This is a genomic window from Streptomyces sp. NPDC006365 (genome assembly GCF_042870755.1).
GTDB classification, from domain to species: Bacteria; Actinomycetota; Actinomycetes; order Streptomycetales; family Streptomycetaceae; genus Streptomyces; species Streptomyces xiangluensis.
On record NZ_JBIAHS010000037.1, the window covers coordinates 1 to 12,295 of the forward strand.

The window sequence follows — 12,295 nt, forward strand, 5'->3', positions numbered from 1 at the left end:
GCCTGCCCGTCTCGACGACCGCGCCCTCCGAACGCGGGAAGAACTCGTACCACGAGCCGTACAACGCCCGCTCCCGCTCCACCAACAACGGCAACTGCTCGGAGGAGGAGACGAAGTCGCGCAGCGGATGGCGGGCGAGGACGTGGTCCACGTCCGGGGTCAGGGCGGCGGCGAGGCGGGCCGCGGCGGGTCGAGCGGTGTCGCGCAGGGCGTCCGCGGCGGCGAGGATCGTGTCACGGCGGCCCCGGCTCTCCGGAACTCCGGCTGCGGCCCGCTCGTACAGCAGCGCGCCCTCCTCCAGGACCAGCTCCGTGTCCATCCCCGCCGGGATCTTGATCTGCGCGTGATGACGCCAGGTGGTGATCGGGTCGCCCCAGGCCTCCACCGTGTAGGTCCAGCGGCCCGCCTTCGGTACGGAGACGGTGGCGCCCCAGCGGTCCGTACCGGGGGCCAGCTCCCGCATGGGGGTCCAGGGACCGGCCTGGCCCTCCGGGTCCCGCAGGACGACGTTGGCGGCGACCGCGTCGTGGCCCTCCCGGAACACGGTTGCCGAGATCTCGAACGCCTCGCCCACCACGGCTTTGGCGGGGCGCCGCCCGCACGCCACGAGGGGGCGGACGTCCAGGACGGGGATGCGTCCGATGAGGGCGCCGCCGCCGGGTGGCACGGCGTTCGGGGGCGTGATGTCCGGTGGCGTGGTGTCCGTGAGTCCGGCCTGGGCCGATTCGGGTTTCGGCGTCGCGGTCTTCGCCGATTTGGCTTTCGCCTTCGCGGTCTTGGCGGCCTTCGCAGGCTTCGCGGACTTGGCGGCCTTCGCAGGCCTGGCGGCTTTCGTGGCCTTCGTGGCTTTGGCGGGTGTGGCCTTGGCCGCCTTCGCCGGTTCGGCCACAGCCTCGTTCGCCGGTGGGGCCTCCGCCGCCTTTGCGGGGGTGGCCTCGGTCTTTCCGGTCATTTCGGCTGCTGCCTGTTCCGGCTTCTCGGCCGCGGCCCGCTGTGGCGGGCCGGCTTTCGCCCCGTTTGCGGGGGGTGTGCTGGTGCTGTGCGTCGGAGGTGATGACGAGTGGTGCGTGGCGGGCATGACCGCTCCTGTCCGCGTCAACGTGGGTGGGCGGATGGCATGTGGGGAGGTGGGTCCTGCGGGGCGTACCGGGGAGCCTTCCCACCCTAATCGGGTGGGCAATCCGGCACGTTGTTAACTACTCGCGCGTATCTCCGCACACAAGACCGGCCCCGTCCAGTGATACATGGCGGACGAGGCCGGTCGGTGAATGCGCAACTACTTAGGGGTTGCTGACCTGCAAGAGCTTGTTCGGTGAGCCGAGGCCGGCGGTGGATATCTTCCCGGTCGCCGCCTGCGCGACAAGTGCCTTGCTCACGTCGGCGGGACTCGCCGTAGCGTGATCGGCCAGATAGAGCGCCGCCGCACCCGCTGTGTGGGGCGACGCCATCGACGTACCGGAGAAGGTGGCCTTCGCGGTGTCGCTCGCGTTCGACGCGGAGGTGACGTCCACGCCGGGTGCGAACAGATCGAGCCGGCTGCCCCAGTTCGAGAAGCTCGCCCGTGCGTCCGCCGCGTCGCTCGCGCCGACTGTGATGGCTTCCTGGACCCGGGCCGGCGAGTACAGGCTCGCCAGGAGTCCGTCGTTGCCGGCCGCGACCGCGTAGGTCACGCCGGACGCGATGGAGTTGCGGACGGCGGCGTCGAGCTGCGCGTTCGCGAAGCCGCCCAGGCTCATATTGGCCACCGCGGGCTTCTGGGCGTTCTTGGTCACCCAGTCGATGCCCGCGATCACCTGGGCCGTCGTGCCAGAACCCTCGTTGTCGAGCACGCGGACACCGACGACCTTGGCCTTCTTCGCCACGCCGTACGTCGTTCCGGCGATCGTGCCCGCCACATGCGTGCCGTGGCCCTGGCCGTCCTGCGCGGTGGCGTCGTTGTCGACGAAGTCCCAGCCGGAGCTCGCCCGGCCGCCGAAGTCCTCGTGCGTGGTCCGGATCCCGGTGTCGATGACGTACGCCGTCACACCCTGGCCCGCGGACTCCGGCCAGGTGTAGCTCTTGTCCAGCGGCAGGTTCGGCTGGTCGATGCGGTCGAGGCCCCAGGGCGGGTTCGTCTGCTGGTGATCGATACTGACTCTGGTGTTCTGCGTGACCGAGGCCACGCGTGCGTCGGCGGCCAGGCGCTTGGCCTGTTGCTCGCCGACCTTCACCGCATAGCCATTGATCGCGGTGCTGTAAGTGTGGCTGATTTTCGCCCCGTACGTTTCGACGAGGTCCTTGCCCGCGTTCGACGGGGCCTTCGTTCCGCCCTTGAGCGTGACGATATAGCTGTCACTGACGGAGCCGGGGGCGTCGGCGCCGAGTATCTGCCCCAGTGGGGCGGCCTGTGCGGGCAGTGTGGTGGCCGAAAGCACCGCGGCCGTGATGACCGCGGTGAGGCCTCCCGCCCAGGACAGACGCCTTTTGTGCGTCACTGCCATGGTGTGAGTTCCCCTCCTCGACTCGGCGTACTCCGACCGCAGTTTGCGTAAGCCCTGACAGGTACAGGTCGGATCGCCGTTGGCAGCCTCTCGTGTGCTGTGACCTGCCACAAGGCCGCACGGCGTGGCGGAATCGGCCATATCTCGCGTGGTTTACGTGTGAAGGTTGCGGCGATTTCAAGCCGGGTTTTGTACGGCGGGATGGGGGGAGCGCCCCGTCAGGGCGCCGGGCCGTGACATCTGCGGCTCCGCCGCGGGGCTCGACCAGCCACAACCGAGCCTCAGCCGAAGTACTGCGCTTCCCGGGGAGCGAATTGCGCCGTGGTTGCCGGAGGCAGTCGCCGCTACCGTCATGGGTGACAAAAGTCGCGCATGCGTAAGCGTGCGCATCGCTGCCGCGTAGGCCCCCGTGAAGGTGGAAGCTCGTGAAGGCCATCCGCAGGTTCACCGTGCGTCCCGTACTCCCCGAAGCCCTTCACCCGCTCAGCGATCTGGCGCGCAATCTGCGCTGGTCCTGGCATGCAGAGACCCGTGATCTCTTCCAGTCCGTGGACCCCGAGCGTTGGGCCGCCTCCGAGAACGATCCCGTGCGTCTCCTCGGGAACGTCTCGCCCGGACGGCTCGCCGAGCTGGCCGAGGACCGGCGCTTCCTGCGGCGGCTGGCCGCGGCGGCCGACGACCTGAAGGACTACGTGACCGGCGACCGCTGGTACCAGTCCCAGTCCCAGTCGTCCGAACTGCCAGCCGCCATCGCCTACTTCTCACCCGAATTCGGCATCACGGCCGCGCTGCCCCAGTACTCCGGCGGCCTCGGCATCCTCGCCGGGGACCATCTCAAGGCGGCCAGCGATCTCGGCGTACCCCTGATCGGTGTCGGACTGCTCTACCGGCACGGATACTTCCGGCAGACGCTGTCGCGGGACGGCTGGCAGCAGGAGCACTATCCGGTCCTCGACCCGAACGAGCTCCCGCTCTCGCTCCTGTGCGAGCAGGACGGCACGCCCTCCCAGGTCTCGCTGGCCCTGCCCGGCGAGAAATCGCTCCGGGCCCGTATCTGGCTGGCACAGGTGGGCCGGGTTCCGCTGCTGCTGCTCGACTCGGACGTCGAGGAGAACGACCTCGGCGAGCGCGGTGTGACGGACCGGTTGTACGGGGGTGGCAGTGAGCACCGGCTGCTGCAGGAGATGCTGCTGGGGATCGGCGGGGTGCGCGCGGTCCGTACGTACTGCCGCTTGACCGGGCACGCGCAGCCGGAGGTCTTCCATACGAACGAGGGGCATGCGGGATTCCTAGGTCTTGAACGTATTCACGAACTCTCTTACGAAGACCTGGACTTCGACGCCGCGCTGGAGGCCGTCCGCGCGGGAACCGTCTTCACGACCCACACCCCCGTGCCCGCCGGAATCGACCGCTTCGACCGGGAGCTGGTGGCCCGGCACTTCGGCCCGGACTCGGAGCTCCCGCGGATCGAGGTGGAGCGGATTCTCCAGCTCGGGATGGAGACGTATCCGGGGGGCGAGCCCAATCTCTTCAACATGGCGGTGATGGGCCTGCGGCTCGGTCAGCGGGCCAACGGGGTGTCGTTGCTGCACGGGCACGTCAGCCGGGAGATGTTCTCCGGGCTCTGGCCGGGCTTCGACCCCGACGAGGTGCCGATCACCTCCGTGACGAACGGGGTGCACGCGCCCACCTGGGTGGCGCCCGAGGTCTTCCGGCTCGGCGCCCGCCAGATCGGCGCGCAGCGGACGGAGGACGCCATGACGGTCGGCGCCTCCGACCGCTGGGACGCCGTGGCGGAGATCCCCGACCAGGACATCTGGGAACTGCGCCGGGTGCTGCGCGAGCAGTTGGTGACGGAGGTACGCGAGCGGCTGGACGCGTCCTGGCGCCAGCGCGGCGCCGGCACGGCCGAACTCGGCTGGATCGACGGCGTGCTGGACCCGGACGTGCTGACGATCGGCTTCGCGCGCCGAGTCCCGTCCTACAAGCGCCTCACGCTGATGCTGCGGGACAGGGACCGTCTGATGGACCTGCTGCTGCATCCCGAGCGTCCGGTGCAGATCGTGGTTGCGGGCAAGGCGCACCCGGCGGACGACGGCGGCAAGCGCCTCATCCAGGAACTGGTGCGCTTCGCGGACGACCCGCGCGTACGCCACCGGATCGTGTTCCTCCCGGACTACGGCATGGCGATGGCCCAGAAGCTCTACCCCGGCTGCGACATCTGGCTCAACAACCCGCTGCGCCCCCTGGAGGCCTGCGGCACATCCGGCATGAAGGCGGCGCTGAACGGCTGCCTGAACCTGTCGGTCCTGGACGGCTGGTGGGACGAATGGTTCCAGCCGGACTTCGGCTGGGCGATCCCCACGGCGGACGGCACGGAGGCGACGGACGAGGACCGCCGCGACGACCTGGAGGCGTCGGCGTTGTACGACCTGCTGGAGCAGCGCGTCGCCCCCCGCTTCTACGACCGCGGCCCCGGCGGCCTCCCCGACCGCTGGATCGAGATGGTCCGTCAGACGCTGACGCTGCTGGGCCCGAAGGTCCTGGCGGGCCGCATGGTCCGCGAGTACGTGGAACGCCTCTACGCCCCCGCGGCCCGCGCCCACCGCTCCATGAACACCTCCTCCGCCCGCGAGCTGGCGACCTGGAAGTCCCGCGTCCGCGCGGCGTGGCCACGCGTCACGGTCGACCACGTGGAGACGTCGGCGGCCACGACGACGGCGGAACTCGGCACGACGATGTCGCTACGGGTCCGCGTGGGCCTGGGCGACCTGGTCCCCGACGACGTCGAGGTCCAGGCGGTCTCGGGCCGAGTCGACTCGGAGGACAGCATCACCGACGGCACGGCGGTCCCCCTGAAACCGGCGGGCGGCCCGGACCAGGAGGGCCGCTGGCTCTACGAGGGCCCGCTGTCCCTGGACCGCACCGGTCCCTTCGGTTACACGGTCCGCATCCTGCCGACGCATCGGCTGTTGGCGTCGAGCGCGGAGTTGGGGCTGGTGGCGGTTCCTTCGGAGGAGTTGGTGGAGGCGGCGGGGGTTTTGATGCGGTGAGCATGGCGAAACCCTGACGGCCGTGCGGCGCACTGTCCGATGCCATTGACCCCCAGGTAGGCAGTCGCAGGAATGTGACACTTGCCCGCGAGAGTGTCACGCTTCCGCGACCGGCCTACCTGGCCAGCGAGGATTCACCAACAGCATCGGAAGCTTCCCGGCGCTTGCCGACATCACTCCCCACTCCACACCGCAATCTCGCCTCCGGGCGTGCAGATCGCTCGCCTTCCCATCGGCCCGACAAGCCCCCAGGCCTCATAATCGTCATCCGGCCGGACAGTCAGCTTCGTGCCGCTCTCGAATTCGATCACGAGATCCCCGGCTTTTCCCGCCTCGGCCTCGGCAATCACGTCACCGTTCAGTCGGACGAGATGAGGAGCCGCAACGTCCGGGGCTTCCGGGTCGAAAGACACATGATCCCCGTCCGAGACTTGGAGAACCGCCTCGTTCTCGACGCGCAGCTCGCAATCCCCGCTGGTCAGGAGTGTGAGAGCCGCGTCGAAGCAGACGCGGGTAATTGCTTGACCCCGAAGGTCCAGGTTCATGCCGACCGCCTTACCGGAAGTGGATATGTGGTGGATATGTGCCACCAGGATCTGTTCCGCTTCTGACGGCCACCAAGTGTGGTGGTCAGGTTCCGGGCGACGGCTCTAGACCTCGTCACCCCCGTGCAACCGCCGCAAAACCACCCCGCACCTCCGCGCATACGCATGCTGCAACCCCCGCGTGGCCGGACCGCCCGCCCGCGCGTACCACTTCGCCGGGCGGCTGAAGGCCGTGACCGTCAGCCAGACCGTGCCGTCGCCCGTCATTTCGACCAGGAACGCCTCTTCGCCGGATTCGGGGTGGCCGGGGAGGGTGCCGTAGGCCCAGCCGGCCCGTCGGGGTTCTTCTGTCGTCCAGACGATGCGGCAGGGGGCCTTGATGACGCCGCCCAGGGTGACCGTCAGTTCGACGCCGGGGGCGGCCTTGGGGGCTTCGGTGGTGATGCCGACGCCTATCGCTCGGTGCAGTTCCCAGGTCAGGACTGCCCGGGACGCCGCCTCGAAGACGGGCCGGCCCTCGCCGATACGCGTTCTGACGTGCAGGGGGTGGAAGCCGGGCGGGGTCCGGTTCTCGCGGGTCGCGCCCACGTCGTCGTACGTGAAGGGCGTTTCCGGTGAGGGCATGGGGAGCAGCGTAGGGCAGCCCCCGGAACGCCTTCTTTTCGGGGGCTGCCCATGTGCGTGCGGTGATTGGTAGAACGTCAGTTCACGTTGACCGCGGCCCAGGCCGCCTGAACCGCCTTGTACTCCGTGCTCGTTGAGCCGTAGAGGTCGCTCGCCGCGCTGAGCGTCGCGGTGCGGGCGCCCGCGTACCTCGTCGTCGACGTCATGTACTCGGTCAGCGCCTTGTACCAGATCTGTACCGCCTTGTCGCGGCCGATGCCGGTGATGGTGGAGCCGTTGGAGGTGGGGGAGTCGTAGGTGACTCCGTTGATCGTCTTGGTGCCGCTGCCCTCGCTCAGCAGGTAGAAGAAGTGGTTCGCCGGGCCGGAGGAGTAGTGGACGTCGATGCCGCCCAGGTTGGAGGACCAGCTGTCCCTGGAGCTGCCGTCCTTGCTGGGCTTGTCCATGTAACGGAGCGGCGTGCCGTCGCCATTGATGTCGATCTTCTCGCCGATCAGGTAGTCGCCCACGTCCGAGGAGTTGGCCGCGTAGAACTCCACCGCCGTGCCGAAGATGTCGGACGTCGCCTCGTTCAACCCGCCTGATTCACCGCTGTAGTTGAGGCCCGCGGTGTTGGAGGTGACGCCGTGCGTCATCTCGTGGCCGGCCACGTCGATCGACGTCAGCGGCTTCGCGTTGCCCGCGCCGTCGCCGTACGTCATGCAGAAGCAGGCGTCGGACCAGAAGGCGTTGACGTACGCGTTGCCGTAGTGGACGCGGGAGTAGGCGGCCTTGCCGTCGTTCCTGATGCCGCTGCGGCCGAGGACGTTCTTGTAGAAGTCCCAGGTGACCTGCGCGCCGAAGTGCGCGTCGACGGCGGCGGTCTGGGCGTTGGAGGCCGCGCCCGTGCCCCAGGTGTCGTCGGCATCGGTGAAGAGGGTGCCGGTGCCGGACGTACCGCGATTGAGGTTGTACGTCTTGCTGGCGCCCCGGTTCGGGTCGTTGAGCTGGTACGTCGAGCCCGACAGCGAGGTGCCGATGGTGACGTCGCCGCTGTACTGGCTGTGGCCCGTACCGGTCTGGATCGCCTCCCACTCGTACAGCTTCTCGCCCGTGGTGGCGTCCGTGATGACGTGCAGTTCCTGCGGGGTGCCGTCGTGCTGGAAGCCGCCGACGACCGTCTCGTACGCCAGGGTCGGCTTGCCGCTCGCGGCCCAGATGACCTTACGGGGCGCCTTGTCGGCCGCGGACTTCTTGCTGCCCTCCGCCTTGGCGGCCTTCAACGCCTGCTTCTCCGCAGTGGACTTGGCGATGTCGGGCGTGACGTCCGTGACCTTGATGTCGGCCTTCGTCGCTCTGGTCACGCCCTCCGTCTTGCCGGACTTGGACTCGTGGATCACCAAGTCGCCGCCGAGGACGGGGAGTCCGTCGTACGTCCGCTCGTAGCGGGTGTGCGTGGTGCCGTCGACGTCCTTGACGACGTCTCTGACGACCAGCTTCTCCTTGGCGCCGAGGCCTATCTCGTCGGCCGTTTCGGTGGTCGCCGCATCGGCCTTCTTGATCAGACTCGTACGGGCTGCCGCGGACAACTGGACCGGGGCGCCGGCGAGCTGCGTCCTGGCGGACGGCTCGGCGCCGGACTGGGCGGTGGCGCCGGTGGTCAGACCGGTGGTGAGGAGGGCTCCGGCCGCGACGGCGGTGGCGATGGCCAGAGTTGTGCGCTTGTGACGCGCGTAGAGGGGGGTCACACAAGCTCCTTTGTGGGGGTGCCCGACAGGCATGGGTGGCCCGTCGAACGGGTGAAGGGGCGGTGCGGGTGCTGTGCGGCAGCTGTGCGGGAGTGCCGCGTGAGGTGAAGAGTGCCAGGTGAGACGCGTACATGTCAGTGGGGCGAACGGATGTTGGCCGGAAATCGTCCAGCCGCCCTGTGCCTCCGGCGGGGCGCCTACGGGAGTGGGGAGTTGGGCTCGTGGGCGAGTGGGGATTCACGATGAACCCGCACCGAACTCAGCCCAGGATTCCCCTGTCGTACCCCACCGCCACCGCCGCCGCCCGGTCCTTGACCCCCAACTTGGCGTACAGGTGCGTCAGATGCGTCTTGACCGTCGCCTCGCTGATGAACAGGACCCGGGCGATCTCACGATTCGAGGTGCCCTTGGCCACCAGCGCCAGGACCTCACGTTCGCGGGCCGACAGCGGCTCGTTGGCGGGGGCTCGGACCGCCGAGACCAGGCGGGACGCCACCGCTGGAGACAGGACCGTACGGCCCTGAGCCGCCGCGCGGACGGCGCTGAAGAGTTCCTCCCTCGGAGCGTCCTTCAGGAGGTAGCCCGTCGCGCCCGCCTCGATCGCGGGGAGGGTGTCGGAATCCGTGTCGTACGTGGTCAGGACCAGGATCTTGGCGCGGGCGCCCTGCCGGGTCAGCTCAGCGATGGCCTCCACGCCGTTGCCGCCGGGCATGCGGAGGTCCATCAACACGACGTCAGGGTCCAGGGCGTGGGCCAGATTTACGGCCTCCACGCCGTTCGACGCCTCGCCCAGCACCGTGAATCCCGGTGCCGATTCGAACATGCCGCGCAGACCGTCCCGTACGACGGGATGGTCGTCGACTATGAGGAGGGTGATGGCGTCATCGCTCATGGCGTACCAACGGTACGCGAGCCGACACGGCCGTACCGTGCCCTGGTTCGGACTCCACGGTCATTGAGCCGGCGATGCGTTCGGCGCGGGCGCGCATGCCGTCGAGGCCGAAGCCGCCGTGGCCGTTGCGGGAGGGGAGGGTGAGGGGGTCGAAGCCGCGGCCGTCGTCGCGTACGTCGAGGACGACCTCGTTGCCCATGAAGGAGAGGGTGACGCCGAGGCGGCCGGCGTGGGCGTGCCGGGAGGCGTTGGACAGGGCCTCCTGAGTGATGCGCAGCAGGGTCGCCGAGACCTCCTCGTGAAGGTGCTCGGGGGTGCCCGTGGTCGTGAACTCGGCGCGTACGCACGTCCGTTCGGCCCATTCAGCGACCGTCTTCTTCAGTGCTTGGGGCAGACCGTCGTGCTCCAGGGCGACGGGCGCGAGGTTCTGCACGGAGCGGCGTGCCTCGCCGAGGCTGTGGCGGGCCAGGGCGGAAGCGCGGTCGAGGTGGGTGCGGGCGGTCGGCAGGTCGGGGGCGTTCGCGACGACCTGGAGCTGGGCGATGATCCCGGTCAGCCCTTGCGCGATGGTGTCGTGGATCTCGGCGGCCAGCCGTCGTCGCTCGTCGGCGACGCCCGCTTCCCTTGCCTGGACGAGGAGTTGGGCGTGGAGGGCGGCGTTCTCGTCGAGGGCCTGCTGGAGCGCGGTGTTGGTGCGCTCCAGTTCCAGGATGGTGGAGGCCTGGGCGCGGGTCCGCTCCTCCTCCTTCGTCGTCAGATGCTGCATGAGGAGAACCAGCGAGGCATTGGCAGCCAGGAGCCCGAAGAACACCAGCCACTGCGTCAGGTTGTTCGGCGGCAGACCGCCGGACTGCGAGCCCGCCATGATGACGGCGGTGGCGAACAGGCCGATCCACAACCAGCGCCCCCGCAGCAGCCGTTCGGATCCCCAGTAGCCCGTGGCCGCGTAGAACGCGAAGAACGGGTTCAGCCAGCTGAGCGTGAACGCGAGGGCCCAGCGTACGGCGTAGTACACCGTCGAGGCGGCGCACGGCTCCTGCCGGGTCCGGCTTGCCCGGCCCCACCAGATCTGTAGCGCGATCGCCACGATGACCAGCGCCCCGGCCACGTACCGCTCGGCCGTGCTCATCAGCAGCTCGGCGGTGGCGACTGAGACGAGTACGGAGAATCCCAGCAGCCCGTACGGCCCCCACCGTTCGAACAGCTTCCACCGCTGCTCGATCTCCGTAGCCGACATGACCCTCGATCCAGTCTGCGCATTTGCGCTCACGGCCGGTTCCCCCCGATCGTCCGTTCCTGACGGACTACTCCCACTATTCCCAACGGAACCAGCGCGCGGCCCCCGCCGTGAGCAGCACCGTCCACCCGACGAGCACGCCCAGGTGGTCCCAGCCCGGCCAGTCCCCCGCCGCCGCCTCGTTCAGAGCCTGGACCGCCGCGCCGAACGGGGTGAACTCGACGATGCGGACGAGGACATCCGGCATCGTCTGCACCGGGATATAGACACCCGCGCAGAACATACTCGGGAAGAACGCCGCGGTACCGAGGGCCGTCGCCGCCTTCGAGGTGCGGGCCAGCGCCGAGATCAGGGCGCCCATGGCGAGGGCGACCGCCACGGCGAGCAGCAGCGCCAGCACGTATCCGAAGGGCTGTCGCGGCAGCGCCACGTCGAACACGATCCGGCCCACCGACAGCGCGAGCAGCGCCGACAGTGCGGCGGCGGCGCCGTGCAGCCCCATGTGCGCGGACAGCAACGCGCTCGGGCGCACGGGGGTCGTCGACATACGGCGCAGGATGCCGCGTTCGCGGTAGCCGGTGATGCCCGGCGGCATGGACTGCAGGCCGGCCACGATCATGCCGAGTAGCACCGCCACCGGTACGTACATGTCGATGATCCGGAGGCCGCCGAGGTCGTCCTGGGTGGTGCGGAACGCCGGGATGCTGCCGAGGATCACCAGGACCAGGGTGGGGAACGCCAGGATCCAGAAGTTCGCGCCGGGTTCGCGGCCGAAGAGCCGGGTCTCGGCCTTCAGTACGGCGGTGCTGCTCATCGTGCGACTCCCGTCAGATCGAGGAACGCGTCGTCCAACGTGGCGTCGGTGACACGGAGTTGATGCGCCGTGATGTGCTGCCGGGCGAGCAGCGTGATGACCGCGTTGACGGTCTCGTCGGTGCCGCCGAGCGTGATCCGGCCGTCGTCCTTGCACTCGACCGAAGCCACTGCGGGCAGCGCGGCCAGCTCGCGTTCGTCGAGCGGCGCGGAGGGCGTGAAGCTGATGAGGGTGGCGTTCGTGGCGCGGGCGATCAGCCCGCGGGGCGTGTCCAGCGCGGCGATCCGGCCCTGGTCGATGACCGCGATCCGGTCGCAGAGACGCTGCGCCTCCTCCATGAAGTGCGTGACGAGGAGGACCGTGACGCCGTTCGCGCGGATGTCCTCGATGAGCTCCCAGGTGTCACGGCGGGCCCGCGGGTCGAGTCCGCTGGTCAGCTCGTCGAGCACAACGACCTTCGGATCACCGATCAGCGCGAGCGCGATGAACAGGCGCTGCTTCTGGCCGCCGCTCAGCTTGCCGAAGCGGGCGTCCAACTTGCCGCTGAGGCCCAGGCGTTCGGCGAGCGGGCGCCAGTCGGCGGGGCTCGGGTAGAAGGATGCGTACAGCTCCAGCGCCTCGCGGACGGTGAGTTTCTCCTGGAGTTCGCTCTCCTGGAGCTGGGCGCCGAGGACGCGGCTGACGGCGTCGTGGTCGGCGACGGGATCGAGGCCGGTGACGCGTACGCGGCCCGCGTCCGGGATCCGCAGGCCCTCCACGCATTCGACGGTGGTCGTCTTGCCGGCGCCGTTCGGGCCGAGGATGCCGAAGATCTCCCCCTCCTCGACGGCGAAGGACACCCCGTCGACGACGGCCCTCCCTCCGTATGACTTGCGCAGTCCGGTGACTTCGATGACGGGTTGGGTGGTCATGCCTCGAGGGTC

Annotated in this window: 10 protein-coding genes; 1 reads left to right on the top strand and 9 read right to left on the bottom strand. The window is 69.2% G+C overall.

Annotated elements, in window-relative coordinates:
• Both ACFYO0_RS45965 and ACFYO0_RS45970 read right to left on the bottom strand, forming a co-directional pair.
• Positions 1 to 1,078: maltotransferase domain-containing protein (locus ACFYO0_RS45965; RefSeq protein WP_388688298.1), on the bottom strand; the 1,078-nt coding region annotated here is incomplete at its 3' end.
• Positions 1,079 to 1,280: 202 nt separating this feature from the next.
• A complete protein-coding gene (locus tag ACFYO0_RS45970; RefSeq protein WP_388688300.1) occupies positions 1,281 to 2,480 on the bottom strand; it encodes a S8 family peptidase in 1,200 nt (399 codons plus the stop codon).
• Between the two features lie 425 nt (positions 2,481 to 2,905).
• Here ACFYO0_RS45970 and ACFYO0_RS45975 point away from each other — a divergent pair, with 425 nt between their 5' ends.
• Positions 2,906 to 5,533 (top strand): glycosyltransferase family 1 protein, encoded by a 2,628-nt coding sequence (locus ACFYO0_RS45975; RefSeq protein WP_388688302.1) that lies wholly within the window; start codon positions 2,906 to 2,908, stop codon positions 5,531 to 5,533.
• A 173-nt stretch (positions 5,534 to 5,706) separates the two neighbouring features.
• Here the strand turns inward: ACFYO0_RS45975 and ACFYO0_RS45980 are convergent, their stop codons facing one another.
• The 7 genes from ACFYO0_RS45980 to ACFYO0_RS46010 form a co-directional block, all read right to left on the bottom strand.
• Positions 5,707 to 6,078, bottom strand: a complete 372-nt coding sequence (locus tag ACFYO0_RS45980; RefSeq protein WP_388688304.1) for a DUF6188 family protein — start codon at positions 6,076 to 6,078, stop codon at positions 5,707 to 5,709.
• 105 nt (positions 6,079 to 6,183) lie between these two features.
• Positions 6,184 to 6,702, bottom strand: a complete 519-nt coding sequence (locus tag ACFYO0_RS45985; protein ID WP_388688307.1) for a DUF1990 family protein — start codon at positions 6,700 to 6,702, stop codon at positions 6,184 to 6,186.
• Positions 6,703 to 6,779: 77 nt separating this feature from the next.
• Positions 6,780 to 8,429: a M4 family metallopeptidase gene (locus ACFYO0_RS45990; RefSeq protein ID WP_388688310.1), complete on the bottom strand. Its 1,650-nt coding sequence runs from the start codon at positions 8,427 to 8,429 to the stop codon at positions 6,780 to 6,782.
• Positions 8,430 to 8,688: 259 nt separating this feature from the next.
• The gene (locus ACFYO0_RS45995) at positions 8,689 to 9,321 is read right to left on the bottom strand and encodes a response regulator (RefSeq protein ID WP_388688312.1); all 633 of its coding nucleotides are present in this window, start codon (positions 9,319 to 9,321) and stop codon (positions 8,689 to 8,691) included.
• Positions 9,311 to 10,558 carry a sensor histidine kinase gene (locus ACFYO0_RS46000; protein ID WP_388688314.1) on the bottom strand — a complete coding sequence of 416 codons (1,248 nt, stop codon included), beginning with the start codon at positions 10,556 to 10,558 and terminating at the stop codon, positions 9,311 to 9,313. The genes ACFYO0_RS45995 and ACFYO0_RS46000 overlap by 11 nt, the downstream gene beginning before the upstream one ends.
• A gap of 76 nt (positions 10,559 to 10,634) precedes the next feature.
• Positions 10,635 to 11,372, bottom strand: a complete 738-nt coding sequence (locus tag ACFYO0_RS46005) for an ABC transporter permease (protein WP_388688316.1) — start codon at positions 11,370 to 11,372, stop codon at positions 10,635 to 10,637.
• A complete protein-coding gene (locus ACFYO0_RS46010) occupies positions 11,369 to 12,283 on the bottom strand; it encodes an ABC transporter ATP-binding protein (RefSeq protein WP_388688318.1) in 915 nt (304 codons plus the stop codon). Before ACFYO0_RS46010 ends, ACFYO0_RS46005 begins: the two co-directional genes overlap by 4 nt.
• Positions 12,284 to 12,295: the final 12 nt, after the last annotated feature.

Coding starts and splice junctions, on each gene's coding strand:
- ACFYO0_RS45970 (WP_388688300.1), bottom strand. CDS start 2,480: ATGGCAGTGACGCACAAAAGGCGTCTGTCCTGGGCGGGAGGCCTCACC.
- ACFYO0_RS45980 (WP_388688304.1), bottom strand. CDS start 6,078: ATGAACCTGGACCTTCGGGGTCAAGCAATTACCCGCGTCTGCTTCGAC.
- ACFYO0_RS45985 (WP_388688307.1), bottom strand. CDS start 6,702: ATGCCCTCACCGGAAACGCCCTTCACGTACGACGACGTGGGCGCGACC.
- ACFYO0_RS45995 (WP_388688312.1), bottom strand. CDS start 9,321: ATGAGCGATGACGCCATCACCCTCCTCATAGTCGACGACCATCCCGTC.
- ACFYO0_RS46000 (WP_388688314.1), bottom strand. CDS start 10,558: ATGTCGGCTACGGAGATCGAGCAGCGGTGGAAGCTGTTCGAACGGTGG.
- ACFYO0_RS46005 (WP_388688316.1), bottom strand. CDS start 11,372: ATGAGCAGCACCGCCGTACTGAAGGCCGAGACCCGGCTCTTCGGCCGC.
- ACFYO0_RS46010 (WP_388688318.1), bottom strand. CDS start 12,283: ATGACCACCCAACCCGTCATCGAAGTCACCGGACTGCGCAAGTCATAC.